Source organism: Streptomyces composti (assembly GCF_012034205.1).
Classification (GTDB): Bacteria; Actinomycetota; Actinomycetes; order Streptomycetales; family Streptomycetaceae; genus Streptomyces; species Streptomyces composti.
The window spans coordinates 21,397-46,774 of record NZ_JAATEM010000019.1 but is presented as its reverse complement, the minus strand read 5'-3'; the positions used below and the strand labels follow the sequence as shown (position 1 = coordinate 46,774).

The window sequence follows — 25,378 nt, the reverse complement described above, 5'->3', positions numbered from 1 at the left end:
TCGGAGAAACGATGACGACACCCGACATCCGCGTCGAGAAGGGCCACGCCGAGCCCGAGGAAGTGGCTGCGATCACGGCGATCCTGCTGGCCCGCGCCGCCACCCCGGCGGCTGCCTCCACCCACCGGGGCAGGGCCCGTGCAGGCTGGCGCCGCCTGGAACGCGAACCAGGCTTCCGCGCCCCCCACAGCTGGCGCTGACCCGAAGGGGCCCACCCGGGGCCCCTTTTCTCTTGCGGTGGGAAACACCCCCGCACGGGGCGCGGGGAACTGCGCGCCCAGCCACACCCCCCGCCCCGGCATCCCACAGCCATCCGGCCGACGCGCACCCACCCGCACCGGCACAAAGGTGCCCCCCGGCCGGGTGGGCCGAGGGGCACCTTGAAGGAACCTCGTGGAAGAGCTAGCGCAGGCGGGCCATGAGGGCGTGTTCGACGAGGGTGATGAGCGTGGACTTCGCATCGGCCCGATGCCGCGCATCCGTCGTGATGATCGGCGTGTCCGGCCCGATCTGCAGCGCCTCCCGCACCTCGTCCGGCGAGTACGGCTGCTGCCCGTCGAAGCCGTTCAGCGCGATCACGAACGGCAGTCCGCTGTTCTCGAAGTAGTCGACAGCGGGGAAGCAGTCGGCGAGCCTCCTCGTGTCGACCAGCACCACTGCGCCGATGGCGCCGCGCACCAGGTCGTCCCACATGAACCAGAAGCGGTCCTGGCCCGGCGTACCGAAGAGGTAGAGGATCAGGTCCTGGTCCAGGGTGATACGGCCGAAGTCCATGGCGACCGTCGTGGTCGTCTTGTCCCCGGTGTGGGTGAGGTCGTCGATGCCCGCCGAAGCAGACGTCATGACGGCCTCTGTGCGCAGCGGGTTGATCTCCGAGACGGCGCCGACGAACGTGGTCTTGCCCACGCCGAAGCCGCCCGCCACCACGATCTTCGCGGAGGTGGTGGAGCGGGAAGGACCGCCGCTAGAGCTTGCGAAGTCCACTGAGCACCCTTTCGAGCAGTGTCACGTCTGGCTGGCCGCCGGCGTTCTCGTCGCCGCCGGGCTGATGGATGGCGACCAGTCCCGCCTCCGCCAAGTCGGCGACGAGGATCCTGGCCACGCCGAGGGGGATGGTCAGCAGCGCCGAGACCTCGGCGACCGACTTGATCTCCCGGCAGAGGTTGCAGATCCGCTGATGCTCGGGCAGTTGTCCCTGCATCTGGTGCGGCTGTGCAGTGGTGTGCACCAGTGCCTCGATGGCGAGCTGGTACCTCGGGCGGGTCCGGCCGCCGGTCATGGCGTACGGACGCACCAGGGGGTTGTTCGACGCACCCGCGGGCGCCGCTTCGGGGTTGCGGCGCTGCGGCTGCACGGGCTGGATGCGCGGCGCGGGCGGCTGGTCGTACGGCGAAGGGCCGGGGCCCTGCGGCACGTACGGCTGCCGCTGGTTCGGTGCGGAGGGGTAGCCGTATCCGCTCTGGGCAGAGTCGTTCTGGCCCTGGCCAGGACCGTACGACCAGTTGCCCGAAGACGAACCGCCTGGGGGTGTTGCCACTTTCTCCTCCTCCGACTGTGCCGGGCACCCAACACTGTGGCGCCGCGTCCCGAAACCTTACGGCTACGGGACGCCAAAACGCACCGTCTGTCTTCTAGTTGAGAAGGCTCCCTTGGAGCTCCGCACGAAGATCCGGTGTCAGGACCGTACCGGCTCGGTCCACCAGAAGGGCCATCTCGTACCCAATGAGGCCGATGTCCGCCTCGGGATGTGCGAGTACGGCGAGCGACGAACCGTCGGAGATGGACATGATGAAGAGGAATCCCCGCTCCATCTCCACAACCGTCTGGTTCACATTGCCTCCCTCGAAGATCCGGGAGGCGCCTGCCGTCAGAGACGTCAGACCGGAGGCGACGGCCGCGAGCTGGTCGGCGCGGTCGCGGGGGAAGCCTTCGGACATCGCCAGAAGGAGTCCGTCGGCGGAGACCACCACCGTGTGGGACACCCCCGGGGTGTTGTCCACGAAGTTGGTGATCAACCAGTTCAGGTTCTGTGCCGCCTGGCTCATCGGGCTCACACTAACGCTCCTGGTTGTAGGTGCTGTCAGGACCGAAGCCCTGGCCGTTCGTTTCACTGCCTGCGCTGCGGCCTCGTTGGACACCGCGTCGCAGGTTGCTCAGCCTGCCCCGGACGTCCTCCGGGGCGCGGGAGACCTGTGGGCCTCCCTGGGGAGTGGTTTCGGCGGAACCCTGAACCAGGTTGGCCTTGGGCACCCGCCGCGGCAGGCCGGAGGAGGTCACCCCGCCCGCCTTGGGCTTGCGGAGCTGCGAGGCCTGCTGCCAGCGTTCGTCGTTCGCCGAACGCCAGCCGCTGTCACCGTTGCTCTCCGCGGTGGAGGCCGGCGGCTCCTGGTTCACTTGCCGCGCGCCGCCCGAGCCCTTCGCGCCGTTCGCGGAGGAACCGCGGCGCGGAAGCCCAGCGTCGGTCAGCTCGTGGACGGTGGAGTGGGCCGGTCCCGGACGGTCGAAGCCTACGCTGTCCCGCTCATCTGCGTCAGCGGCCTGGGTGGATTCCGTGGCCTGGGCATCCGCAGGGTACTGGGACGGGTAGCCGTTGCGGTAGTCGTCCTGCTGGGGCCAGTCGTCCTGCGGCCGGCGCTCGCCGAAGCCGGGGAAGGACTCCCCGCCGGAGGCGTCCTGGCCGCCCTGGCCGTCGTAGGCGGCGTCCGGGTAGCTGCCGTTCGACGAGTACGCGTCGTTCTGCGGCAGGTGCCCGTTCTGGGCGTAGTAGCCCTCGCCGTACGACTGCTGCTGCGGGTCCTCGTACGACGCCTGCTGCCCGCCGGCGTACGCCTGCTGGTCGTACTCGCCGGTCTGCTGGTCCTGGTAGCCGCCGTCGTAGCCCTGGCCGTTGTCGTAGCCCTGGCCGTTGTCGAAGCCCTGCTGGGCGTAGTCGTCGGAGTAGCCGGACTGCTCGCCCTCGTTCTGGCGGTTCGCGGCCTCCAGTTCGGCGGCCTGCTGCTGGGCCTCCAGGGCAGCACGGCGCTCCTCGCGCATCAGGGAGCGGCCGACGGGGTCCAGCTCACGGATGTCGTCCGGGACATCCGCGTAGCGGCTGTCGTCGAATCCCAGCTCGGCGGCGGTGCGCATGGGCTGGTTGAAGTCCTCGCCGCCGAAGTTCTGCTCCGGAATGATCTGCGAGACGGTGAACTCCTCGCTCTCCATCTGCTGCTCGCCGCCACCGCCGTGGGTGATCGCGTCGGGCAGCATGACCAGCGAGGTGGTACCGGCCTGCTCGCCCGAGGGGCGCAGCTGGACCCGGATGCCGTGCCGGTCGGACAGCCGGCCGACCACGAACAGGCCCATGCGCTGGGAGATCGCGGCGTCCACGGTCGGCGGGTTGGCCAGCTTGTGGTTGATGTCCGCGAAGTCCTCCGCGGTCAGACCGATGCCCTTGTCGTGGATCTCGATCATGATGCGGCCGTCGGGGAGACGGGTCGCGGTGACGCGGACCTTGGTCTGCGGCGACGAGAAGGTCGTCGCGTTCTCCAGCAGCTCCGCGAGCAGGTGCACGAGGTCGGTCACGGCACGGCCGTGGATCTCGGCGTCCGGCACACCGGACAGCTCGATGCGCTCGTACTGCTCCACCTCGGAGGAGGCGGCGCGCAGCACGTCGATCAGCGGCACCGGCTGGTCCCAGCGGCGGCCGGGCTCCTCGCCTGCGAGGACCAGGAGGTTCTCGCCGTTGCGGCGCATACGGGTCGCCAGGTGGTCCAGCTTGAAGAGGTTCTCCAGCTGGTCCGGGTCGGCCTCGTTGTTCTCCAGCTCGGTGATCAGGGTCAGCTGGCCCTCGATCAGCGACTGGTTGCGGCGCGACAGGTTGGTGAAGATCGCATTGATGTTGCCCCGCAGCAGGGCCTGCTCGGCGGCGAGCCGGACGGCCTCGCGGTGGACCTGGTCGAAGGCCCGGGCGACCTCGCCGATCTCGTCCGTGGAGGTGATCGGGATGGGCGCGACGCGGGTGTCGACCCGGCCGGGGTCGGTGCGCGAGAGCTGGTCGACCAGCATCGGCAGGCGCTGCTCGGCGATGCCGAAGGCGGCGTTGCGCAGCTGGCGCATCGAGCGGCTCATCTGGCGGGCCACCAGGCCGGCCAGGATGAACGCGGTCAGCAGCGCGATGACGACGGCGGCACCGGTGATGAAGGCGTCGCGCTGGGCGTCGTCGGCGATCTCGGCGGCCTCGTTCACCGCGGTGTCGGCGAGATCGGCCTCGATCTGCCGGTAACCGTCGAACTTGAGGGTGTTCACCGCCCACCAGTTCGCGGGCGTGATGCCCTTGCCGGCCAGCTCGGCACGGGCGGCCGGGTCGGTGGTGTTCAGCCGGGCCACCTCGGCGATCATCGTCTCCGGCTTGGCGGGCGGCGGGATGTAGTCCGGGTCCTTCTGCTTGGCCTCCTTGGCCATCGCAGCGCCCTTGGCCTGGATGTCCTGCGCGGTCTGCTCCAGCTTGGTCACATCGGCCTCGGTGCCGCCGCCGCGGTACTCCTCGACGGCGATGCGCTCGAGGTAGGCGTAGGAGGAGAGGGCCACGCGCTGGCTGGCGAGCTGGCTCGGGGTCGGGCCCGGCTTCGTCAGCATGTGCATACCGATGGAGCGCTCCAGCGACAGCGCGGCCTTGGTCAGCGAGATCGCGTAGACCGTCCGGCCGTAGCTGGTGATGTTTCCGGTGCCCAGACCGAGCTCGTTGGCGAACTCCATCAGGGAGTGGGCGACGTCGACGTAGCCCTCCTCCGTCTCCACACCCTTGAGCTTGTCGGTGTAGGCGACGGTGCGCAGCTGCGTCAGACGGGGCTCGGCCTTGCGGAAGCGCTCCAGACGGCGCTGCAGGCCGTCCTTGTCAGGCATGTCCTGTGCGGCCTCGTCGAAGGCGTCGGCCGCCTTGTCGGTGGCCGCGCGGGCCTTGACGACCGTCGGGTCGTCCTCGCCCTTGCCGGTGAGCAGCGGAACCGCGGTGATGTCGCGCTCGTTGTAGAGAGCGTTGGCGTACGTCAGGGAGGCCTGCACCAGACGCGCCGTCTTCTCCGCGTCCTCGGCCTCCTGCCAGGTCTCGATGGAGCTGCTCACCTGGAAGCCGCCCATGACCAGGCCGACCAGCACGGGTATGAGCAGGATCGCGTTGAGTCTGGTGGCCACCCGCCAGTTGCGCGGGGAGAACTTGCCGCCGCTCGGGGCGGGCGCGTCCGTCGGCTCCGGACCGGGCACGGGGGTGGGCGCCGCTGCGCGCGGCGGCGGGGTGAAGTTGCCCCGGGCCGACGGCTCGGGACTGTTCTTGCTTCGCCTCACTCGACCAACAACCTCTCGGCGGTCGGCACCTTCGTTGTGCCGCAGTGTCTCAGAGCCCTGCTCACCATCGACTTCTTGGTACGTCTTTGACCGATGGGCAGTTCAGGCATTCCAGCATGCCGACCTGCGGACTTCCAAACAACGGAAACGATCAGTGACGGCCCGCGTAAGCACCAGATAAAACGGTCATAAAGAGCGAGGTGCGGCAAAAGGCGGGCTGGATGTGAGCACAGTGATACTGCGTGAACGCGACGAGTGTCGGTCCGCCCGGATTCCTCTGCCGAAACGTTATGAACACCGGGGCCGACCGTGTCAAAGGACACAGCCGACCCCGGTGCACCGAGATCATCCGCCGCGACAACTGCCGTCATCGTTCACCGACTTGAGATCACCTCAGGCGCGCCATCAGGGCGTGCTCGACCAGCGTGATCAGCGCGCTCTTGGCGTCCGCCCGGTGCCGGGCGTCGGTGGTGATGATGGGGGTGTCGGGGCCGATCTGCAGCGCCTCGCGGACCTCTTCGGGCTGGTAGGGCTGCTGCCCGTCGAATCCGTTGAGCGCCACCACGAACGGCAGGCCGCTGTTCTCGAAGTAGTCCACCGCCGGGAAGCAGTCCGCGAGCCGGCGGGTGTCCACCAGCACGACCGCGCCGATGGCGCCGCGCACCAGGTCGTCCCACATGAACCAGAAGCGGTCCTGTCCCGGCGTGCCGAACAGGTAGAGGATCAGGTCCTGGTCCAGCGTGATGCGCCCGAAGTCCATGGCCACCGTGGTGGTGGTCTTGTCCCCGGTGTGGGTGAGGTCGTCGATCCCCGCGCTGGCGGAGGTCATGACGGCCTCGGTGCGCAGCGGGTTGATCTCCGAGACGGCGCCGACGAACGTGGTCTTGCCGACGCCGAAACCGCCCGCCACCACGATCTTCGCGGACGTGGTGGCACGGGCGTCGGAGACCGCCCCGCCGCTAGAGCTTGCGAAGTCCACTGAGCACCCTTTCGAGCAGTGTCACGTCCGGGGCGCCGGTCGCCTCGTCGCCGCCCGGCTGGTGGATCGCGACGAGGCCCGCCTCGGCGAGGTCGGCCACCAGGATCCGGGCGACGCCCAGTGGCATGTTGAGGAGCGCCGAGACCTCCGCGACCGACTTCACCTCTCGGCAGAGGTGGCAGATGCGCTGATGCTCCGGAAGGAGCCCCATGAGTGCTGCCGGATCCGCGGTCGAGCTGATCAGCGCCTCGATGGCCAGCTGGTAGCGCGGCCGGGTCCGGCCGCCGGTCATCGCGTACGGACGGACCAGCGGCTGGTCGCCCTCGTCCTCGTACGGCTCCGCGTACGGATCATGAGAGGCGGTGGGCGGGGTCATGAATCCTCAATCCTCCGGACGTGACAGCAAGTCGGTCAGTCGTGCCGTCTGGGTGTGGGCCGGTGGGGGGAAATTGTGGCGGCCGGACGGTGATGTGGTGAGACGGGTGGTGCCGGGGCCGTTCAGTGGAGCAGACTTCCCTGTAGTTCGGCGCGCAGGTCCGGGGTGAGGACCGCTCCCGCGCGGTCGACCAGGAGCGCCATCTCGTAGCCGACGAGGCCGATGTCGCAGTCGGGGTGTGCCAGGACGGCCAGGGAAGAGCCGTCGGAGATGGACATGAGAAAAAGAAACCCCCGTTCCATCTCCACCACCGTCTGCGCGACGTTGCCGCCCTCGAAGATTCTCGAGGCGCCGGCCGTCAGGGAGGTCAGTCCCGAGGCGACGGCGGCGAGCTGATCCGCGCGGTCGCGCGGAAAGCCCTCGGACAGCGCCAGCAGAAGGCCGTCGGCGGACACCACGACGGTGTGGGACACCCCGGGGGTGTTGTCCACGAAGTTCGTGATCAACCAGTTGAGATTTTGTGCCGCCTGGCTCATCGGGCTCAACTAACGCTCCTGCTGGTGAGTGGGCCGCGGGAAGCTCCCGGTCTGGGAGGCCCCCGCCTGGCGGCCCTGTGCGATTCCCCGACGGAGATTGGTCAGCCGGCCGCGCACGTCGTCGGGCGCACGCGAGACCTGCGGACCGCTCGTGTGGGTCTGCTGCTGAGCCGTGCCCGGGACGAGGTTCGCCCGGGGGACCCGGCGCGGCAGGCCGGAGGTGGTGACACCGCCCGCGGCCGGCTTGCGGACGCGTTCGGCCTGCCGGACCAGCTCGTCGTTGGGCGAGCTGCGCCAGGCAGTGGTGGAAGCGGACCGCTGAGGGCCGGAGGCCCCCTGCGGCTGCTGCTGGGACTGCTGCGGAGCGGCAGCCGGGGCGCTGCCGTTCTGCGACTGCGCCAGACGCTCCCGACGGCCCCGGAACCAGTTGGTCTCCAGGGTGTCGTAGAGCGGGGTGCGTCCGTCGCCGGGACCGCTGGCCGGGGGCAGCGCCTCCGGCTCACGCGGCGCCGGCCGCTGCTGCGGGGCCTGCGGGGCCCCGTTGACCTGCGGACGCTGGTACTGGCCCGTGGTGGAGCCGTCCTGGGCCTGCGCCTGGTACTGGCCGGTGGCGCCGGCGGAGTAGTTCTGCGTGGCGAACTGGCCGGTGTCGGCCGGATTCTGCGCGCCCTGGCGGCCCGCGGGGGCGCCGTAGACGTCGCCGCGGACGAACTGGCCCGTGTTCTGCGGGTCGCCCGCGCCGGGAGCCTGGGCACCGGCGGCCTGACGCTCGTCGTAACGCGGGATCTCGGCCGTGGAGCCGGGGCCCTGCCGGTCGTCGACGCGCGGCATGGCGGCCGTGCGGGAGACGTCCGGCTCCTCGTGGCCGCGCGGCGCGTCCAGCGAGGCACGCGGCACCGCGGGCTCGGCCCGCTCGTCGCTCCAGCTCGGCGTGCGCGGCTGCTGCTGGTCGCCGCCGGGCAGTTCGGGGCGCGCACCGCCGCGCGGCGGCAGCTGCGGCCGACGGCCGCGCTCGGGGCCGTTGCCGCCCCGCTGGGGCGCCTGGCCCCGGCCGCCGGAGGCGTTCTGGCCCTGCGTCCCGGCCGGGCCCGCGGCCTGCAGGCCCTGCGGGGCGCCCGGCGCCGGACGGCCGCCGCCGAAACCGGCGCCCGCGCCGGCGGGGGCGGGACGGCCCTGCGGCGGACCGGCCGGGGGCGCGGAAGGAGCCGGGGGAGCGGCGGGAGCGCCCTGGTCGAACGGGGAGCCGCCCTTGGACGGGCCCTGCGGGCCGCGCGGAGCGCCCGGGCCACCGCCCGGCCGTCCGGCACCGTCCCGGCCGGGCAGCGCGGCCCGGGCACCCTGGCCCGCGCCGAGGCGCCCGCCGGGCGCACCCGCGCCCACGGCACCGGCGGAGGACTGACCGCCCGCGGCGGCGCGCCGTGCGGCAGCGGCGCCGGCGGCGGCCTGCGCGGCGGCCGGACCGCCGCCGCCACCGGGCTGGCCGGGCTTGCCCTGCGGCTTCTTGCCGCCCTGGGCGACATCGACGGGCAGCATGACCAGCGCGGTCGTACCGCCGGAGTCGGAGGGGCGCAGCTGGATGCGGATGCCGTGGCGCTGGGACAGACGGCCGACCACGAACAGACCCATGCGGCGGGAGACCGACACGTCCACGGTGGGCGGCGAGGCGAGCCGCTCGTTGATCGCGGCCAGGTCCTCCGGCGACAGACCGATACCGGTGTCGTGGATCTCGATCAGCACCCGGCCGTCGGGCAGGGCGTGACCGGTGACCTTGACCTTGGTCTGCGGCGAGGAGAACGAGGTGGCGTTCTCCAGCAGCTCGGCGAGCAGGTGCACGAGGTCGTTGACCACGCGGCCGGCCACCTCGGTGGACGGCACGGCGGCCAGCTCGATGCGCTCGTACTGCTCCACCTCGGAGGCGGCGGCGCGCAGCACGTCGACCAGCGGGACCGGGCGGGTCCACCGGCGGCCCGGTTCCTCACCCGCGAGAACCAGCAGGTTCTCACCGTTACGGCGCATACGCGTGGCGAGGTGGTCCAGCTTGAACAGCGAGGACAGCTGGTCCGGGTCGGCCTCGCGGGACTCCAGCTCGGAGATCAGCGACAGCTGGCGCTGGATCAGACCCTGGGAGCGGCGCGAGAGGTTGGTGAACATCGCGTTGACGTTGCCCCGCAGCAGGGCCTGCTCGGCGGCGAGGCGGACCGCCTCGCGGTGCACGTCGTCGAAGGCCGCGGCCACCCGGCCGATCTCGTCGCGGGAGTGCACACCGACCGACTCCACGGACGTGTCGACGTCCTGCGGGTCGGACTCGGAGAGCTGCTTGACCAGCTCGGGCAGGCGTTCCTGGGCGACCTTGGTGGCGGTCTCCTCCAGGCGGCGCAGCGAGCGGATCATGGAGCGGGCCACCACGAAGGCGCCGACCAGCGACACGCCGAGGACGAGGAGGATCAGGGCACCGGAGATGATCGCGTCGCGCTCGGTGGCGTTGCGCAGCTCACGGGCCTTCTGCTCCATCTCCTCCAGCAGCGTGTGCTCGATGAACTTCATCTGCTGGATCTTGGTGGAGCTGTCGTCCAGCCAGTCGCGGTAGGAGCGCTTGCCCGCCGCGGCCAGACCGTCGGCGGAGACCAGGGCCCGGCCGGCGTACTTGTCGGTCGCCTTGATGGTCGGGTTGCCGTCCGTGACCGGCGCCAGCAGCTCGGCGGCCTTGTCCTCGCCGTAGATGCTCTTGAAGGCATCCAGCTCGGACTTCTCGCTGTTGCGCGCGCCCTCGGCGTAGAGGCGGTCGTTCTCGGAGAGCTTGCCGGCGGTGTTGTTGTTGGCCGGCAGCGCCGCCGCGATGGCCGCGCGCTGGATGGAGGCGTACTCCTTGGCGGTGGAGAACGACGCCAGCGCACGGGTGCGCTTGATCATGTCGGGGTTGCTGGTCGCCTCCGCCATGTCCTGCGAGAGGTCGATCAGGTTCTCGATCAGGCGGTGGTAGGCCTCGACGGTCTGCGTGGAGTTGTTCTTCTGGGCGTAGGCCGTCTTGCGGACCTTCTCGATCTGCTGCAGGTCGCTGGCGACCTGGACCAGCTTCTCGCGGACACCGCTGAGCTCGCCCTCCTTGTCCGCGTCGTCGACCTCCTCGGTGGAGTCGACGAAGTTCTTCATCGCCCGGTCGGTCTTCTCGCGCAGACCCTTGACCGTGAAGTCGGTGGCGCTGCCGTTGTGCGCCAGCGGGCCGGCCGACTGGTCGCGCTCCTCCTGGAGGGCGAGCGCCAGCTCGGTGGCCTGCTTGGTCATGTCCGTCAGCAGCTTCATGTTGTCGAGCTGCTGGATGTCGTTCATCGACTCGTTGATGCGCAGCGCACCCAGCGAGGTGGCCGCGACCACGGGGAGGGCGAGCAGCGACACCAGACGGGTGGAGATCCGCCAGTTGCGCAGGGCTATTCGCGAACCCGGGCCGGTGGGGGCCTTCGGGGGCCGGGGAGCCGCCGGGGCCGGGCCCGGAGCACCCGCGGGCGCGGCGCCGCCGGGGCGCGCGCGATCGCCGCCGTCACCGGAGCCGGCCGGGCCCTGGTTCTGGGCGTGCTGGGGCGAGGAGCTGACGGCCATCGGGCCAGTCCCGCCGTGCTCCGGCTCGGCCGAAGCGCTGCCATCCCTCTTGAAACGTCCCTGCACTAGCGTCGCAACCTCTGGACCAGGCGCCTTGCCGGGTGAACGGCCAGGCACGGTGTCGGCGTCAGGGGGCGCCCTGAAAGCGCCCCCGTGGTGGTCGTGGATGACCGGCGCTGGCTCCCCCTTCTCGCCGCCACTTCGGCGCGTCTGTGCGCCCCCTGTGCGCCGGCTCGATCCTGCGGCGGTCCGTGGAATTCCAGCACAGTGCCGGATCTCCAACAAGGCCCGTGGACGAGGCCGTGACACACATGACGAGGAGTGAGGGCGCGGTCACCTGCCGTGAGGGAGAACTTGGGGTAAACGGGGCAGGCTGGGGCAACTTTCCCTGGCCGTCGGGGCGTCGCACAGGTGTCCCAGTCGCGATGATCAGGAGCGGAATGACGGCTTCAGGGGTGCAATGTCCGATTCCGGAGGGCGGGGGTGGGCGTCGGAATGACCGGTTTGTCCGTCGATTCGTGAGGAAACTCACACGCCGATCATGGCTGCCGGGCGCCGTCCGTACGGAATTGAATGTTTAGCCTGACGCTTTACAAGATGGATGCATCTGTAACGGCACCAAGCACACAGAGGACAGGGTCAAGTCAACAGTGAAGACGACGATGATGTTCCACAAGATCGCCAACCCGCGGCGCACGACGCTGGCACACCTCGAGGACAGCGAGGAACTGCAGACGCCGGTCCAGCAGGAGCACCCCGTCGAACTCCCGGCCCAGACAGCGAACCCCAAGCGCACCATCCTCACGGAGATCCCGGCCACGGCGGGTGCCGCGAACAACTGACACCAGTCAGTACGCGCACCGGCGTCGGATTGCTCAGACGAAACGCAAGGGGCGCCCGGCCACCGCGGGGCGCCCCTTCATCATGCCTCCCGCGTGCCACGCTCCCCATGCGCCCCGCGGCCCCCGCGCCGGTCATGGTCGAGGCCCGAGCGCGCCGCCGCGCTAGCCTGGAGCGTCAGACTCCAGCCGCATCAGTCAAGGGGCCAAGCATCCCGTGCGCATCGCCAGATTCTCCATCGACGGGAACGTCGCCTTCGGCGCGGTCGAAGGCGACCGGCAGGACGAGCTCGTCCTGGACATCATCAAGGGCATCCCGTTCGCGGACTTCGAGCTCTCCGGCACCAAGGTCCCGGTGAGCAAGGTCAGGCTGCTGCCCCCGGTGCTCCCCAACAAGGTCGTCGCCTTCGGCCGCAACTACGCCGAGCACGCCCGTGAGCTGGGCAACGAGGTCCCCGAGGCCCCGTTCGCCTTCTTCAAGCCGGCGACCTCCGTGATCGGCCACGGGGACGAGATCCAGTACCCCTCCTTCTCCCAGGAGGTGCATCACGAGGCCGAGCTGGCCGTGGTCATCGGCCGGATGTGCCGGGAGGTCCCGCGTGAGCGCGTCGCCGACGTGATCTTCGGCTACACCTGCGCCAACGACGTCACCGCCCGGGACGTCCAGCGGCGGGAGAAGCAGTGGGCCAGGGCCAAGGGCTTCGACACCGCCTGCCCGCTCGGCCCCTGGGTGGAGACCGGCCTGGACCTGAGGGCCGCCTCCGACCTGACCGTCCAGCTCACCGTCAACGGCGAGCAGCGCCAGCTCGGCCGCACCAGCGAGATGATCCACTCGATCGAGGATCTGATCGTCAACATCTCCGAGGCCATGACGCTGCTGCCCGGCGACGTCATCCTCACGGGCACCCCCGCCGGGGTCGGCCCGCTCAACGTCGGCGACGAGGTCGCCGTCACCATCGAAGGCATCGGCACTCTCACCAACAAGGTTGTCAAGCGTGGCTAGCGCACCCGTACGCGTCCGTTTCTGCCCCTCACCGACCGGCAACCCCCATGTGGGCCTGGTCCGCACCGCCCTGTTCAACTGGGCGTTCGCCAAGCACCACCAGGGCACCCTGGTCTTCCGCATCGAGGACACCGACGCGGCCCGCGACTCCGAGGAGTCCTACACCCAGCTGCTCGACGCGATGCGCTGGCTGGGCCTGGACTGGGACGAGGGCCCCGAGGTCGGCGGCCCGCACGCGCCCTACCGCCAGTCGCAGCGCATGGACATCTACCGGGACGTCGCCCGGAAGCTGCTCGACGCCGGCCACGCCTACCACTGCTACTGCTCCCAGGAGGAGCTGGACACCCGCCGCGAGGCCGCCCGCGCGGCCGGCCGGCCCTCCGGCTACGACGGCCACTGCCGCGAGCTGAGCGACGCCCAGGTCGAGGAGTACAAGGCCCAGGGCCGCACCCCGATCGTCCGCTTCCGGATGCCCGACGAGGCGATCACCTTCACCGACCTGGTCCGCGGCGAGCTGACCTTCACCCCGGAGAACGTCCCCGACTACGGCATCGTCCGGGCCAACGGCGCCCCGCTGTACACGCTGGTCAACCCGGTGGACGACGCCCTGATGGAGATCACCCACGTGCTGCGCGGCGAGGACCTGCTCTCCTCCACCCCGCGGCAGATCGCCCTGTACAAGGCGCTGATCGAGCTGGGCATCGCCAAGGAGACCCCGCGCTTCGCCCACCTGCCGTACGTGATGGGCGAGGGCAACAAGAAGCTCTCCAAGCGCGACCCGCAGTCCTCGCTCAACCTCTACCGCGAGCGCGGCTTCCTGCCCGAGGGCCTGCTCAACTACCTCTCCCTGCTCGGCTGGTCCCTCGCCCCCGACCGGGACGTCTTCACCCTGGACGAGATGGTCGCCGCCTTCGACGTCACCGAGGTGCAGCCCAACCCGGCCCGCTTCGACCTGAAGAAGTGCGAGGCGATCAACGCCGACCACATCCGCATGCTGGATGTGAAGGACTTCGCCGAGCGCTGCCGCCCCTGGCTGCAGGCCCCGCACGCCCCCTGGGCGCCGGAGGCCTTCGACGAGGAGAAGTGGCAGGCCATCGCCCCGCACGCGCAGACCCGCGTGAAGGTGCTGTCGGAGATCACCGACAACGTCGACTTCCTCTTCCTGCCCGAGCCGGTCTTCGACGAGGCCAGCTGGAACAAGGCGATGAAGGAGGGCAGCGACGCCCTGCTGCGCACCGCCAGGGAGAAGCTCGAGGCCGCCGACTGGAACTCCCCGGAGTCCCTGAAGGAGGCCGTCCTGGCCGCGGGCGAGGCGCACGGTCTCAAGCTCGGCAAGGCGCAGGCCCCGGTCCGGGTCGCCGTCACCGGCCGCACGGTCGGCCTGCCGCTCTTCGAGTCCCTGCAGGTCCTGGGCAAGGAGAAGTCACTGGCCAGGATCGACGCGGCGCTGGCGAAGCTCACCGGCTGATCCTCTGCCGCTGTTCTCCGTCTGTCTCGAGGGGCGGTTCCCGGTGGTCCGGGAGCCGCCCCTCGGCGCCTGCGGGTACCGTGTCCCGCATGGGCATCCGAGCCGTCGTGTGGGACGTGGACGACACCCTCTTCGACTACACCACCGCCGACCGCGAGGGCCTGCGCGCTCATCTGCGGGCCGAGGGGCTGCTCGCCCGGTACGGCTCCGCCGAGGAGGCGCTGACTCTGTGGCGGGAGATCACCGACGCCCAGTGGGCCCGCTTCGCCGCCGGCGAGGTGGACTTCGTCACGCAGCGGCGCGACCGCACCAGGGTCTTCCTCGGCCGGGAGCTGACCGACCAGGAGGCCGACGACTGGTTCGGCCGCTACCTGGTCCACTACGAGGCCGCCTGGAGTCTCTTCCCCGACGTGCTGCCCGTGCTGGACGCCCTGGCGGCGACCCACCGGCACGCCGTGCTGTCCAACTCCAGCCTGCCGGTGCAGGACCGCAAGCTGCGCGTGCTCGGCGTGCACGACCGCTTCGAGGCCATCCTGTGCGCCGCCGAGCTGGGCGTCTCCAAGCCCGAGCGCGGGGCGTTCCTGGCCGCCTGCGAGGCGCTGTCGCTGCCCCCCGAGCAGGTGGCCTACGTCGGTGATCACCCGGAGATCGACGGGCGGGGTGCCGCCGAGGCCGGGCTGCTGTCGGTGTGGATCGACCGCACCGGCGGCCGGGCCGCCGTCGGCCCGCCCGAGGGTCCGCGCCGGATCGCCTCCCTCGCCGAACTCCCGCGGCTGCTTTGCGGCGATACTCGTTTTGGAGCGCCGCGCTCCTTCAGGTAATGTTCTTCCTGCGCCGCGGGAAGCGGGCCGACAGGCCCCGGACCGGGGCGCGGAACTAGAACAAGGACCCCTCCGGGGCTTGCGTTCCAGTGGCCTATGGTGTAATTGGCAGCACGACTGATTCTGGTTCAGTTAGTCTTGGTTCGAGTCCAGGTAGGCCAGCTCGCAGAGCTCATCTGCACCCGCGGATCATCATCCGCAAGCCCCCGTTGTGTAGCGGCCTAGCACGCTGCCCTCTCAAGGCAGTAGCGCCGGTTCGAATCCGGTCGGGGGTACAGATCCTTCCCGCGGGAATGGTTCGGGTAGCTCCCGCCGTTACCGATGCAGGATCGCTAGGGCCCCCGTTGTGTAGCGGCCTAGCACGCCGCCCTCTCAAGGCGGTAGCGCCGGTTCGAATCCGGTCGGGGGTACTGACTGGTCTAAACCACATTGGTCTATGGTGTAATTGGCAGCACGACTGATTCTGGTTCAGTTAGTCTTGGTTCGAGTCCAGGTAGACCAGCTCGGACCTGCGGAAACGCAGAGTCCACGCCCCCGTTGTGTAGCGGCCTAGCACGCCGCCCTCTCAAGGCGGTAGCGCCGGTTCGAATCCGGTCGGGGGTACATGTCCCAAGGGGCCTCCGCTTCGGCGGAGGCCCCTTCGGCGTGCCCGCGGCGTCCGCCCGGCATCACGTCCCGCACCCGGGCCGCTCGATGAGTGTGGCCAAGGTCTCCATGCCGTCCGGATGCCGTCCGGAGCGACGCCGGGCCGCCTGGTGCGGCAACTCCGCGCGACGCGCCACGCGTTCCCCTCCCGGTGTGCACAGCCCGTACATGATCCGCCGCAGACCGTGTCCGGCCTCGCCTGCGCGGAGCGCGTCGGAGCGCAGGGGAGAGGCTCCGCGGCCACGCGGGCACAGGACGACGGGGGCGGAGCCGCCGCGGCGTTGAGGCGGCCCCGCCCCCGTACGCCGAGTGGCAGGGACAGAGGCAGAAGGGCTGAGGAAGGGCTCTCAGGAGCGGCGCAGCGCCTCGGAGAGCCGGGCGGCGGCGTCGATGACCGCCTGGGCGTGCATACGGCCCGGGTGGCGCGTCAGGCGCTCGATGGGGCCGGAGACCGAGACGGCGGCCACCACGCGGTTGGACGGGCCGCGCACCGGCGCGGAGACGGACGCCACGCCCGGCTCGCGCTCACCGATCGACTGGGCCCAGCCGCGGCGGCGCACACCGGACAGGGCGGTGGCCGTGAAGCGGGCGCCCTGCAGGCCGCGGTGCAGCCGCTCCGGCTCCTCCCAGGCCAGCAGGATCTGCGCCGAGGAACCGGCCTTCATGGTCAGCGTTGAGCCCACCGGGACCGTGTCCCGCAGGCCCGAGAGACGCTCCGCCGCCGCGACGCAGATGCGCATGTCGCCCTGCCGGCGGTAGAGCTGGGCGCTCTCGCCGGTGACGTCGCGGAGGTGGGTGAGCACCGGTCCGGCCGCGGCCAGCAGCCGGTCCTCGCCCGCCGCCGCGGCCAGTTCGGCCAGGCGCGGGCCGAGGATGAACCGGCCCTGCATGTCGCGCGCCACCATCCGGTGGTGTTCCAGCGCCACGGCCAGGCGGTGGGCCGTGGGTCGTGCCAGTCCGGTGGCCCCGACCAGACCCGCGAGGGTGGCCGGACCGGACTCCAGAGCGCTCAGGACGAGTGCCGCCTTGTCCAGAACGCCGACGCCGCTACTGTTGTCCATGCAACGATACTTGCGTCTCACTCTGTGAAACGCAAGTTCAATTTTCCGTGGAACACGCCACTCTGGAATCACGAAGTCACACCGGCCCGTGGACATCAGGGCCCGGCGGCGGACGCCCGGAGTCAGGGGTGCGGGCGCCGTCTCCTCAAGATCTCTAGTTGGGTCGGCGCCGTTGCCGGCCGGAGGGAAAGCGATGGGTAGGACACTCGCGGAGAAGGTCTGGGACGACCATGTCGTCCGGCGCGCCGAGGGCGAGCCCGACCTCCTCTACATCGATCTGCACCTGCTGCACGAGGTGACCAGCCCGCAGGCCTTCGACGGTCTTCGCAAGAGCGGTCGCACGGTGCGGCGGCTCGACCTGACCATCGCCACCGAGGATCACAACACCCCGACCCTCGACATCGACAAGCCGATCGCCGACCCGGTCTCCCGTGCCCAGCTGGAGACGCTGCGCAAGAACTGCGCGGAGTTCGGCGTGCGCCTGCATCCGCTGGGCGACGTCGAGCAGGGCGTGGTGCACGTGGTGGGCCCGCAGCTGGGCCTGACCCAGCCGGGCATGACGGTCGTCTGCGGCGACTCGCACACCTCCACGCACGGCGCCTTCGGCGCGCTGGCGTTCGGCATCGGCACCTCGCAGGTGGAGCATGTGCTGGCCACCCAGACGCTGCCGATGGCCCGCCCGAAGACCATGGCGATCACCGTCGACGGTGAGCTGCCCGAGGGCGTCACCGCCAAGGACCTGATCCTGGCGATCATCGCCCGGATCGGCACCGGCGGCGGCCAGGGCTACATCCTGGAGTACCGCGGCTCCGCCATCGAGAAGCTCTCGATGGAGGCCCGCATGACCATCTGCAACATGTCGATCGAGGCCGGTGCCCGCGCGGGCATGATCGCCCCCGACGAGACCACGTTCGCCTACCTCAAGGACCGCCCGCACGCCCCCCAGGGCGCCGACTGGGACGCGGCCGTGGAGTACTGGCGGACGCTGCGCACCGACGACGACGCCGAGTTCGACGCCGAGGTCGTCATTGACGCCGCCGAACTCTCCCCGTTCGTCACCTGGGGCACCAACCCGGGCCAGGGCGCACCGCTCTCGTCCGCCGTCCCCGACCCCGCCTCCTACGAGGACGCCTCGGAGCGCCTGGCCGCCGAAAAGGCCCTGGAATACATGGGGTTGGAGCCCGGCCAGCCGCTGCGCTCCATCAAGGTGGACACCGTCTTCGTAGGCTCCTGCACCAATGGCCGCATCGAGGACCTGCGCGCCGCCGCGGAGATCCTCAAGGGCCGCAAAGTCGCCGACGGCGTACGCATGCTGGTCGTCCCCGGCTCCGCGCGGGTGGGTCTGCAGGCCGTCTCCGAGGGACTGGACGTGGTCTTCAAGGAGGCCGGCGCCGAATGGCGGCACGCGGGCTGTTCCATGTGCCTGGGCATGAACCCCGACCAGCTGGCCCCCGGCGAGCGCTCCGCCTCCACCTCCAACCGCAACTTCGAGGGCCGGCAGGGCAAGGGCGGCCGCACGCATCTGGTGTCGCCGCAGGTGGCCGCCGCCACCGCCGTGCTGGGCCACCTGGCCTCGCCCGCCGACCTGTCCGAGACCGCCGCGCCCGCTGGAGTCTGATCAGTCATGGAAGCATTCACCACCCACACCGGCCGGGCCGTGCCGCTGCGCCGCTCCAACGTCGACACCGACCAGATCATCCCCGCCCACTGGCTCAAGAAGGTCACCCGGGACGGGTTCGAGGACGGGCTGTTCGAGGCCTGGCGCAAGGACCCGGAGTTCGTGCTCAACCGGCCCGAGCGCCAGGGCGCCACGGTGCTGGTCGCCGGTCCCGACTTCGGCACCGGCTCCTCGCGCGAGCACGCCGTCTGGGCGCTGCAGAACTACGGCTTCAAAGCCGTCATCTCCTCCCGCTTCGCCGACATCTTCCGCGGCAACTCGCTGAAGAACGGCCTGCTCACGGTCGTGCTGGAGCAGCCGGTCGTGGACGCGCTGTGGGAGCTCACCGAGAAGGACCCGCAGGCCGAGATCACCGTCGACCTCGAGGCGCGCGAGGTGCGCGCGGAGGGCGTCACCGCCTCCTTCGAGCTGGACGAGAACTCCCGCTGGCGGCTGCTGAACGGGCTGGACGACATCTCCATCACGCTGCAGAACGAGGCGGACATCGCCGCGTACGAGGCGAAGCGCCCGTCCTTCAAGCCGCGCACGCTCACGGTCTGACCGCGGTCCGGCCGCCCCCGGCGGTCCGGCTCCGGCCGTACGGCGGTCCGCCCGGTTCGGTTGCGGCGGTCCCGCTCGACTCCGTAACCGGGAGGGCCGTCCGGCACCCCGGCGGCCGGCCGACGCCGAGCGCCGAAGTCCCCGTTGCGGGTCGGTTTTCGGCCACCGCGACACCCCGCCCGTACCCCCGATCGGTCTGATCGGGGGTACGGGCTTTTCGCTGCCCGAATCGCCCCGCGCGCCGCCTCGCCCGTCCTCAACGTCCCACGTTATGAAGGTGATTGGGCGGGTACACGAGTCACCGGACCGCGACCGGCGGCTGTGCCCGACTGGGCCGTTGGAGGCGGCAGTTGCCCCCTGCGCAGGCGACAACTCGCCCCAGATGGCACAATCTGTGCATGGAACACGACGGCCAACTCGAGCTCTATACGGCGGTCGCGGTCCGGCTCAAGGAAGCGCACTCCCGAGTGCGTGCACTGCAAGTCCCGGAGGGCGTACGGATGGCGCTGACCCGGAAGCTGCTGGTCATTACGGCCGCGGCCAAGCACGATCTCGCCGGTGCGGCAAGGCGTCTGGAGCGGTTCAACGCGGACCTGGACGAGGGTCGATTCCCCGAAGCGGAACGCTGAACCAGTCGAGACAGTCGAGTTCGTTGCGGCACAAGGGTGATTAGCCCGTTTCGTGTTTGATTTGCGGTATATATCTGCCTAACGTGCGAAAAAGCTTGAACACTTTCGTTCTGGCGAGGTCTCCGAAGGGGAAGACGTGAACAAGGCGCAGCTCGTAGAAGCGATTGCCGACAAGTTGGGTGGCCGCCAGCAGGCCGCCGACGCTGTCGACCATGTCCTGGACGCCATCGTCCGCGCGGTGGTCGCGGGTGAGCGGGTCTCGGTCACCGGCTTCGGTTCGTTCGAGAAGGTCGACCGTCCGGCCCGCTACGCCCGGAACCCCCAGACGGGCGAGCGGGTTCGGGTCAAGAAGACCTCGGTTCCGCGCTTCCGTGCGGGCCAGGGCTTCAAGGACCTGGTGAGCGGCTCGAAGAAGCTGCCGCGCGGCGGCGAGGTCGCCGTCAAGAAGGCGCCCAAGGGCAGCCTCTCCGGCGGCGCCTCCGCGACCGTGAAGAAGGCCGCCGCCAAGAAGACGACCAAGGCCGCCGCCAAGAAGGCGACCACCAAGAAGACGGCGGCGAAGAAGACCGCCACCAAGGCCACGGCGAAGAAGACCACGGCCAAGAAGGCACCCGCCAAGAAGACCACGGGGACCGCCAAGAGCGCCGCCGCGAAGAAGACGACCAAGGCCGCCGCCAAGAAGGCCCCGGCGAAGAAGGCCACGGCCAAGAAGGCACCCGCCAAGAAGTCGACCGCGCGCAAGACCACCGCCAAGAAGACCACCGCCCGCAAGAAGTAGGACGAGGGCACAGCCGAGCGGTACTCACGCGCCGGGCCGGACTCCCCACGGAGCCCGGCCCGCGGCATTTCCTCCCCGCACCCGCCCCCTGCGGCTGCGCCCGCCCGCCTCCGCCGGCTGCTCGAACCGGCCTCCTGAGCTGCGCGGGCCCGGTTCGCGGACGCCCGGACTCAGAACGTCTGGAGGGTCACCAGGGTGATGCGGCGGTTCTCGCCGTCGCCCTCCGTTTCGATGCGGACCCGCTGGCCCGGGCGGAGCAGGCGCAGGCCGCCCGCGTCGAAGGCGGGGGCGTCGAAGGGGACCGGGGTGCCGTCGTCCAGCAGTACCTGGCCGCTGCGGCTGGCGGGGTCGAAGGTGTATGCGGTGGCCTGCATGGCGGCAGCCTACTGCTCGGCCATCAGCAGCCGCGCGGCGGCCGCGGCCGTGTGCGCGCCGACGCCCAGCGCCAGCGCCGCCCGCAGATCCGCCCCGGTGTCGACGTCCTGCCGTACGGAATCCACCGGGTCCGGCAGGAGTTCCACCGCCCCGGACGCGCGGTGCCGGGTGCGGGAATCCGGGCCGAACAGGGGGCGCAATGCGTGGTCCGGTGCCGCCGAGAGCAAGGTCGTCCCGGTGCCGGCGGCATCGGCGAGAAAGGCGCGGGGAAAAGCGGCGGCGCATTCCAGCGCACGGGCCAGTTCCCGCGGGCGAAGGGCGGGGAGATCGGCGTTCAGGGCGGCGAGCGCGCCGGCGCCGCGAGCGCGCACTTCGCGGGCCGCGTGGTCCAGCGCGGCGTTCAGGCCGGCCCGCGGCGCGTCGGGGACCACCGCGGCACCCTGCGCGGCCAGCTCGCGCGCGGCCAGGGCGTCGTCCGTGACGACCACCACATCCCGCACCGCCGCGCAGGCCAGCGCGGCCGCCACCGTGTCCTGGGCGAACGCCAGCGCGAGACCGGGACGCAGCCTGTCGTCCGCGGTGTCCGACAGCCTGCTCTTGGCCTGAGCGAGCGGTTTCAGGGGTACCAGCAAGGTCCACTGCACGTGTGTTGTGTCCCTCTCTCGTCGCGGCCATTGTCACCCGGGGCCTGAGGTGACCGCGGAGTCGGGGCGTACGGTGTTCTCGACAGACCGGCGGCCCGGGGCGACACTTGTGCGGCCCGCCTGGCCTCCGGGTCCAGGCCCCAACCAGGCCCTAGAGGAAGGTGTCCTTGTGCCGCGCCGCAGAATCGGCTTCTGGTACCGCTTCGCCGCGGTGATCTGCAAACCGCCGCTGGTGCTCTTGCTCAAGCGGGACTGGCGCGGAATGGAGAACATTCCGGCCGAGGGTGGATTTATCACCGCGGTGAACCACAATTCGCACATCGATCCCCTCGCCTACGCGCATTTCCAGTACAACACCGGACGCGTTCCGCGATTCCTGGCGAAGAGCGGGCTTTTCAAGAAGGGATTCGTGGGAGCCGCCATGCGCGGCACCGGGCAGATCCCCGTCTACCGGGAGAGCACGGACGCGCTCAGTGCCTTCCGGGCCGCGATCGAGGCCGTGGAGCGCGGCGAGTGCGTCGCCTTCTACCCCGAGGGCACCCTCACCCGCGACCCGGACGGCTGGCCCATGACCGGCAAGACCGGCGCCGCGCGGGTCGCCCTGCAGACCAGGTGCCCGGTCATCCCGATCGCCCAGTGGGGCGCCAACGAGGTGCTGCCCCCGTACTCCAAGAAGCCCCGCATCCTCCCGCGCAAGACCCACCACGTGCTGGCCGGACCCCCGGTGGACCTGGAGCGCTTCTACGACCGGGAGATGACCCCGGAGCTCCTCAAGGAGGCCACCGAGACGATCATGGCCGCCATCACCCGCCAGCTGGAGGAGATCCGCGGCGAGAAGGCTCCCGACACGCCCTACGACCCGCGCCGCGAGCGGATCGAACAGCGCCGCAAGACCCGCGCGCAGGCCCTGCGTGAGGGCATCCAGGACGACGACCGCGCCGCCGCACAGGAAGAGGGGCTGGGCAAGTGAGCACACCGGTCAAGGCGGCCGTCTTCGGCACCGGGTCGTGGGGCACGGCCTTCGGCATGGTCCTCGCCGACGCGGGCTGCGACGTCGTGCTGTGGGGGCGTCGCCAGGAGCTGGCCGACGCCGTCAACTCCACCCGCACCAACCCCGACTACCTGCCCGGCGTGGAGCTGCCGCAGAACCTGCGGGCCACCACCGACCCCGCCGAGGCCGCCCGCGACGCCGACTTCACCGTCCTCGCGGTGCCCTCGCAGACCCTGCGCGGCAACCTCGCCGAGTGGACCGGGCTGCTCGCCCCCGGCACGGTCCTGGTCTCCCTGATGAAGGGCGTCGAACTCGGCACCACCATGCGGATGAGCGAGGTCATCGAGGACGTCGCCAAGGTCGGCCCGGAACGGATCGCCGTGGTCACCGGACCCAACCTGGCCCGTGAGATCGCCGCCCGGATGCCGGCCGCCGCCGTGGTCGCCTGCGCCGACGAGCGCGTCGCCCGGCGTCTCCAGGCCGCCTGTCACACGCCGTACTTCCGCCCGTACACCAACACCGACGTGGTCGGCTGCGAACTGGGCGGCGCCGTCAAGAACGTCATCGGACTGGCCGTCGGCATCGCGGACGGCATGGGCCTCGGCGACAACGCCAAGGGCTCCCTCATCACCCGCGGGCTCGCCGAGACCACCCGCCTCGGCGTCGCCCTGGGCGCCGACCCGATGACCTTCTCCGGACTCGCCGGACTCGGCGACCTGGTGGCCACCTGCTCCTCGCCGCTGTCGCGCAACCACACCTTCGGCACCAACCTCGGCAAGGGCATGACCCTGGAGGAGACCATCGCCGTCACCAAGCAGACCGCCGAGGGCGTCAAGTCCTGCGAGTCGGTGCTGGAACTGGCCCGCCGGCACGGCGTCGACATGCCCATCACCGAGACGGTCGTCGGCATCGTCCACGAGGGCAAGCCGCCCGTGGTCGCCCTCAAGGAGCTGATGTCGCGCAGCGCCAAGCCCGAGCGACGCTGAGCGACACCGCCTCCCGGGCGCTGTCTCAGCTCCCTACGGACGGGTACGCTCATCGCGATATGAGCACCGAGAACCTCCCCCAGCAGCCCGAGCAGCCGGCGCGCAAGCCGCGCGTGGCCGTCGTGTTCGGTGGGCGCAGCTCCGAGCACGGCATCTCCGTGGTCACCGCCGGCGCCGTCCTGAAGGCCATCGACCGGACCAAGTACGACGTCCTGCCGATCGGCATCACCAGCGACGGCCGCTGGGCGCTCACCGCCGACGAGCCCGAACGCATGGCGATCGTGGAACGGCGGCAGCCCAGCGTCGAACAGCTCGCCGAGACCGGCGAGGGAGGCGTGGTGCTCCCCGTGGACCCCTCCAGCCGCGAGGTGGTCTACAGCGAGCCCGGCTCGGTGCCCAAGGCGCTCGGCGAGGTCGACGTGGTCTTCCCGGTGCTCCACGGCCCGTACGGCGAGGACGGCACCCTGCAGGGCCTGCTGGAGCTCTCCGGCGTCCCCTACGTGGGCTCCGGGGTGCTCGCCTCGGCCGTCGGCCAGGACAAGGAGTACATGAAGCGGGTGTTCACCTCCTTCGGGCTGAAGGTCGGCCCCTACGTGGTGATCCGGCCCCGCGAGTGGCAGCAGGACGAGTCCGCCGCCCGCAAGAAGATCATCGACTTCGCCGGCGAGCACGGCTGGCCGCTGTTCGTGAAGCCCGCCCGCGCGGGCTCCTCCATCGGCATCACCAAGGTCGACGACCTCTCCGGCCTGGACGAGGCGATCGCCACCGCCCAGGCGCACGACCCGAAGATCCTGGTCGAGGCCGCGCTGCGGGGCCGTGAGATCGAGTGCGGCGTGCTGGAGTTCGAGGACGGGCCGCGCGCCTCCGTGCCGGCCGAGATCCCGCCGCCGGAGGACCACGCGTACTACGACTTCGAGGCCAAGTACATCGACTCCACGCCCGGCATCGTGCCCGCCCCGCTCACCGAGGAGCAGACCGCCGAGGTGCGCAGGCTCGCCGTGGAGGCGTTCGAGGCGGCGTCCTGCGAGGGGCTGGTGCGCGCGGACTTCTTCCTCACCGAGGACGGCGAGTTCGTCATCAACGAGATCAACACCATGCCGGGGTTCACGCCCATCTCGATGTACCCGCAGATGTGGCAGGCGACCGGGGTGAGCTACCCGGAACTGGTGGACCGGCTGGTGCAGGCGGCGCTGCGGCGGCCGACCGGCCTGCGCTGAGCCACCCGGCCCGTCGGCAAGGCGACGGGGAGCCGATCAGGAGGCGATCCCCACGGGGATCGCCTTCTTGACGGGCGCGGCCAGATCGATCAGCACCCCCGTGCTGTCCCGCCCGTCGGTCACGGTCACCTCGACGTACGCCTCGCGCCTGGCGGTGGTGAAGCGGTAGGTGTCCTCGCCCCGCTTCTCCATCAGCCAGTCGACGCCGTTCACTCCGCCCGGCACCGCGTCGGGGTCGCGGCCCTCGGCCACCTCGGGATCGACCATCTTCGGGGGTCGCTCCACGCCGCAGCGCAGTATGATCGCCTCGCCGCCCCAGCCCGCGGTCAGTGCCGAGGCGGGCTCGGGATCGTCGCGACTCTCACCGTCCACTTTCGCCGGCAGCGCCTTGTCCAGGTTCTGACACAGCTTGGTGACCTTCGCGTCCGGGCTGGGAACCGCCACGGACGCGTCGTCGTCCGTTGAGGAGCAGCCCGCGACGGTGATCAGCACCGCGAGCGCGGGCAGGACGGCGTGCCGGTGACGCAAGGAGTTCACCGGCACAGGGTAGACGGGGGCTACAGATGGACGACCGGGCAGGTCAGAGTACGGGTGATGCCGTCCACTTGCTGGACCCTGGCCACCACCATGCGACCCAGGTCGTCCACGGTGTCGGCCTGGGCGCGCACGATCACGTCGTACGGTCCCGTCACGTCCTCGGCCTGGACGACTCCGGGAATCTTGCCGATCTCGTCGGCGACGGAGGAGGCTTTGCCGACCTCCGTCTGGATCAGGATGTACGCCTGTACCACGGAACCTCCAGGGCGGCCACGAGGATCATGTGGGGAAAAGGAACGCCACGGTATCGCGTCGCCGCTCGCCGCGGGGAGACCTGCGGGCACCGGGCCTTGCGCGCCGGG

General features: G+C 70.6%; 25 protein-coding genes and 5 tRNA genes. 17 read left to right on the top strand and 13 right to left on the bottom strand.

Going from position 1 to position 25,378, the window contains the following annotated elements:
• The first annotated feature begins 11 nt into the window (after window positions 1-11).
• Window positions 12-200 (top strand): acyl-CoA carboxylase subunit epsilon, encoded by a 189-nt coding sequence (locus HCJ93_RS17010; protein WP_167996564.1) that lies wholly within the window; start codon window positions 12-14, stop codon window positions 198-200.
• 202 nt (window positions 201-402) lie between these two features.
• On the opposite strand, the gene HCJ93_RS17005 is transcribed toward HCJ93_RS17010, so the two are convergent.
• From HCJ93_RS17005 to HCJ93_RS16970, 8 genes are all read right to left on the bottom strand, one after another.
• The gene (locus HCJ93_RS17005; protein ID WP_044384251.1) at window positions 403-984 is read right to left on the bottom strand and encodes a GTP-binding protein; all 582 of its coding nucleotides are present in this window, start codon (window positions 982-984) and stop codon (window positions 403-405) included.
• Window positions 965-1,537: a DUF742 domain-containing protein gene (locus HCJ93_RS17000; RefSeq protein ID WP_167996563.1), complete on the bottom strand. Its 573-nt coding sequence runs from the start codon at window positions 1,535-1,537 to the stop codon at window positions 965-967. The genes HCJ93_RS17005 and HCJ93_RS17000 overlap by 20 nt, the downstream gene beginning before the upstream one ends.
• A 94-nt stretch (window positions 1,538-1,631) precedes the next feature.
• The gene (locus tag HCJ93_RS16995; protein WP_029385896.1) at window positions 1,632-2,045 is read right to left on the bottom strand and encodes a roadblock/LC7 domain-containing protein; all 414 of its coding nucleotides are present in this window, start codon (window positions 2,043-2,045) and stop codon (window positions 1,632-1,634) included.
• A 10-nt stretch (window positions 2,046-2,055) separates the two neighbouring features.
• Window positions 2,056-5,319, bottom strand: coding sequence for a sensor histidine kinase (locus tag HCJ93_RS16990; RefSeq protein WP_167996562.1), 3,264 nt, complete (start codon window positions 5,317-5,319; stop codon window positions 2,056-2,058).
• 388 nt (window positions 5,320-5,707) lie between these two features.
• Complete coding sequence (locus tag HCJ93_RS16985) at window positions 5,708-6,298, bottom strand: GTP-binding protein (RefSeq protein WP_167996561.1); 591 nt, start codon at window positions 6,296-6,298, stop codon at window positions 5,708-5,710.
• A complete protein-coding gene (locus tag HCJ93_RS16980) occupies window positions 6,279-6,674 on the bottom strand; it encodes a DUF742 domain-containing protein (RefSeq protein ID WP_167996560.1) in 396 nt (131 codons plus the stop codon). Before HCJ93_RS16980 ends, HCJ93_RS16985 begins: the two co-directional genes overlap by 20 nt.
• Window positions 6,675-6,796: 122 nt before the next feature.
• Window positions 6,797-7,210, bottom strand: a complete 414-nt coding sequence (locus HCJ93_RS16975; protein WP_167996637.1) for a roadblock/LC7 domain-containing protein — start codon at window positions 7,208-7,210, stop codon at window positions 6,797-6,799.
• Between the two features lie 9 nt (window positions 7,211-7,219).
• A complete protein-coding gene (locus HCJ93_RS16970) occupies window positions 7,220-10,870 on the bottom strand; it encodes a sensor histidine kinase (protein WP_167996559.1) in 3,651 nt (1,216 codons plus the stop codon).
• Between the two features lie 584 nt (window positions 10,871-11,454).
• Here HCJ93_RS16970 and HCJ93_RS16965 point away from each other — a divergent pair.
• The 9 genes from HCJ93_RS16965 to HCJ93_RS16925 all read left to right on the top strand — a co-directional run bounded on the left by HCJ93_RS16965 (window position 11,455) and on the right by HCJ93_RS16925 (window position 15,538).
• Window positions 11,455-11,646 carry a hypothetical protein gene (locus tag HCJ93_RS16965; protein ID WP_167996558.1) on the top strand — a complete coding sequence of 64 codons (192 nt, stop codon included), beginning with the start codon at window positions 11,455-11,457 and terminating at the stop codon, window positions 11,644-11,646.
• A gap of 214 nt (window positions 11,647-11,860) precedes the next feature.
• The gene (locus HCJ93_RS16960; RefSeq protein WP_167996557.1) at window positions 11,861-12,646 is read left to right on the top strand and encodes a fumarylacetoacetate hydrolase family protein; all 786 of its coding nucleotides are present in this window, start codon (window positions 11,861-11,863) and stop codon (window positions 12,644-12,646) included.
• On the top strand, window positions 12,630-14,114 hold the full coding sequence (gene gltX / locus HCJ93_RS16955) for a glutamate--tRNA ligase (protein ID WP_167996556.1): 1,485 nt from the start codon (window positions 12,630-12,632) through the stop codon (window positions 14,112-14,114). The genes HCJ93_RS16960 and gltX overlap by 17 nt, the downstream gene beginning before the upstream one ends.
• Before the next feature lie 89 nt (window positions 14,115-14,203).
• Window positions 14,204-14,935 carry an HAD family hydrolase gene (locus tag HCJ93_RS16950; RefSeq protein ID WP_167996555.1) on the top strand — a complete coding sequence of 244 codons (732 nt, stop codon included), beginning with the start codon at window positions 14,204-14,206 and terminating at the stop codon, window positions 14,933-14,935.
• A gap of 90 nt (window positions 14,936-15,025) precedes the next feature.
• Window positions 15,026-15,097: transfer RNA gene (locus HCJ93_RS16945), tRNA-Gln, on the top strand.
• A gap of 40 nt (window positions 15,098-15,137) precedes the next feature.
• Window positions 15,138-15,210, top strand: a tRNA-Glu gene (locus HCJ93_RS16940).
• A gap of 62 nt (window positions 15,211-15,272) precedes the next feature.
• Window positions 15,273-15,345: transfer RNA gene (locus HCJ93_RS16935), tRNA-Glu, on the top strand.
• Between the two features lie 20 nt (window positions 15,346-15,365).
• Window positions 15,366-15,437: transfer RNA gene (locus tag HCJ93_RS16930), tRNA-Gln, on the top strand.
• Window positions 15,438-15,465: 28 nt separating this feature from the next.
• Window positions 15,466-15,538 (top strand) — tRNA-Glu (locus tag HCJ93_RS16925).
• Window positions 15,539-15,927: 389 nt separating this feature from the next.
• Here HCJ93_RS16925 and ndgR read toward each other — a convergent pair.
• Entirely contained in the window at window positions 15,928-16,641 is a 714-nt protein-coding gene (gene ndgR / locus HCJ93_RS16920) for an IclR family transcriptional regulator NdgR (protein WP_167996554.1), read from the bottom strand.
• A 193-nt stretch (window positions 16,642-16,834) separates the two neighbouring features.
• On the opposite strand from ndgR, the gene leuC reads away from it, so the two are divergent.
• The 4 genes from leuC to HCJ93_RS16900 all read left to right on the top strand — a co-directional run bounded on the left by leuC (window position 16,835) and on the right by HCJ93_RS16900 (window position 20,266).
• The gene (gene leuC, locus HCJ93_RS16915) at window positions 16,835-18,259 is read left to right on the top strand and encodes a 3-isopropylmalate dehydratase large subunit (protein WP_167996553.1); all 1,425 of its coding nucleotides are present in this window, start codon (window positions 16,835-16,837) and stop codon (window positions 18,257-18,259) included.
• 6 nt (window positions 18,260-18,265) lie between these two features.
• Window positions 18,266-18,859 carry a 3-isopropylmalate dehydratase small subunit gene (gene leuD / locus HCJ93_RS16910; RefSeq protein ID WP_167996552.1) on the top strand — a complete coding sequence of 198 codons (594 nt, stop codon included), beginning with the start codon at window positions 18,266-18,268 and terminating at the stop codon, window positions 18,857-18,859.
• A 398-nt stretch (window positions 18,860-19,257) separates the two neighbouring features.
• On the top strand, window positions 19,258-19,488 hold the full coding sequence (locus HCJ93_RS16905; RefSeq protein ID WP_167996551.1) for an SCO5555 family protein: 231 nt from the start codon (window positions 19,258-19,260) through the stop codon (window positions 19,486-19,488).
• A 136-nt stretch (window positions 19,489-19,624) separates the two neighbouring features.
• Window positions 19,625-20,266 (top strand): HU family DNA-binding protein, encoded by a 642-nt coding sequence (locus HCJ93_RS16900; RefSeq protein ID WP_167996550.1) that lies wholly within the window; start codon window positions 19,625-19,627, stop codon window positions 20,264-20,266.
• Between the two features lie 170 nt (window positions 20,267-20,436).
• On the opposite strand, the gene HCJ93_RS16895 is transcribed toward HCJ93_RS16900, so the two are convergent.
• Window positions 20,437-20,640 carry a hypothetical protein gene (locus HCJ93_RS16895; RefSeq protein WP_167996549.1) on the bottom strand — a complete coding sequence of 68 codons (204 nt, stop codon included), beginning with the start codon at window positions 20,638-20,640 and terminating at the stop codon, window positions 20,437-20,439.
• Between the two features lie 9 nt (window positions 20,641-20,649).
• Window positions 20,650-21,285, bottom strand: coding sequence for a 2-phospho-L-lactate guanylyltransferase (cofC, locus tag HCJ93_RS16890; protein ID WP_167996548.1), 636 nt, complete (start codon window positions 21,283-21,285; stop codon window positions 20,650-20,652).
• 169 nt (window positions 21,286-21,454) lie between these two features.
• Here cofC and HCJ93_RS16885 point away from each other — a divergent pair, with 169 nt between their 5' ends.
• Genes HCJ93_RS16885 through HCJ93_RS16875 form a run of 3 tightly spaced genes read left to right on the top strand, consistent with a single transcriptional unit; the run spans window position 21,455 to window position 24,479 of the window.
• Window positions 21,455-22,255, top strand: coding sequence for a lysophospholipid acyltransferase family protein (locus HCJ93_RS16885; RefSeq protein ID WP_167996547.1), 801 nt, complete (start codon window positions 21,455-21,457; stop codon window positions 22,253-22,255).
• Window positions 22,252-23,262 (top strand): NAD(P)H-dependent glycerol-3-phosphate dehydrogenase, encoded by a 1,011-nt coding sequence (locus HCJ93_RS16880; protein ID WP_167996546.1) that lies wholly within the window; start codon window positions 22,252-22,254, stop codon window positions 23,260-23,262. Before HCJ93_RS16885 ends, HCJ93_RS16880 begins: the two co-directional genes overlap by 4 nt.
• 59 nt (window positions 23,263-23,321) lie before the next feature.
• The gene (locus HCJ93_RS16875; protein WP_167996545.1) at window positions 23,322-24,479 is read left to right on the top strand and encodes a D-alanine--D-alanine ligase family protein; all 1,158 of its coding nucleotides are present in this window, start codon (window positions 23,322-23,324) and stop codon (window positions 24,477-24,479) included.
• A gap of 36 nt (window positions 24,480-24,515) precedes the next feature.
• Here the strand turns inward: HCJ93_RS16875 and HCJ93_RS16870 are convergent, their stop codons facing one another.
• Both HCJ93_RS16870 and HCJ93_RS16865 read right to left on the bottom strand, forming a co-directional pair.
• Window positions 24,516-25,016, bottom strand: coding sequence for a DUF3515 domain-containing protein (locus tag HCJ93_RS16870; protein WP_167996544.1), 501 nt, complete (start codon window positions 25,014-25,016; stop codon window positions 24,516-24,518).
• Between the two features lie 20 nt (window positions 25,017-25,036).
• The gene (locus HCJ93_RS16865; protein ID WP_167996543.1) at window positions 25,037-25,270 is read right to left on the bottom strand and encodes an Lrp/AsnC family transcriptional regulator; all 234 of its coding nucleotides are present in this window, start codon (window positions 25,268-25,270) and stop codon (window positions 25,037-25,039) included.
• Between the last annotated feature and the right edge of the window lie 108 nt (window positions 25,271-25,378).

Coding starts and splice junctions, on each gene's coding strand:
- HCJ93_RS17010 (WP_167996564.1), top strand. CDS start 12: ATGACGACACCCGACATCCGCGTCGAGAAGGGCCACGCCGAGCCCGAG.
- HCJ93_RS16995 (WP_029385896.1), bottom strand. CDS start 2,045: ATGAGCCAGGCGGCACAGAACCTGAACTGGTTGATCACCAACTTCGTG.
- HCJ93_RS16980 (WP_167996560.1), bottom strand. CDS start 6,674: ATGACCCCGCCCACCGCCTCTCATGATCCGTACGCGGAGCCGTACGAG.
- HCJ93_RS16975 (WP_167996637.1), bottom strand. CDS start 7,210: ATGAGCCAGGCGGCACAAAATCTCAACTGGTTGATCACGAACTTCGTG.
- HCJ93_RS16950 (WP_167996555.1), top strand. CDS start 14,204: ATGGGCATCCGAGCCGTCGTGTGGGACGTGGACGACACCCTCTTCGAC.
- ndgR (WP_167996554.1), bottom strand. CDS start 16,641: ATGGACAACAGTAGCGGCGTCGGCGTTCTGGACAAGGCGGCACTCGTC.
- leuC (WP_167996553.1), top strand. CDS start 16,835: ATGGGTAGGACACTCGCGGAGAAGGTCTGGGACGACCATGTCGTCCGG.
- leuD (WP_167996552.1), top strand. CDS start 18,266: ATGGAAGCATTCACCACCCACACCGGCCGGGCCGTGCCGCTGCGCCGC.
- HCJ93_RS16905 (WP_167996551.1), top strand. CDS start 19,258: ATGGAACACGACGGCCAACTCGAGCTCTATACGGCGGTCGCGGTCCGG.
- HCJ93_RS16895 (WP_167996549.1), bottom strand. CDS start 20,640: ATGCAGGCCACCGCATACACCTTCGACCCCGCCAGCCGCAGCGGCCAG.
- HCJ93_RS16875 (WP_167996545.1), top strand. CDS start 23,322: ATGAGCACCGAGAACCTCCCCCAGCAGCCCGAGCAGCCGGCGCGCAAG.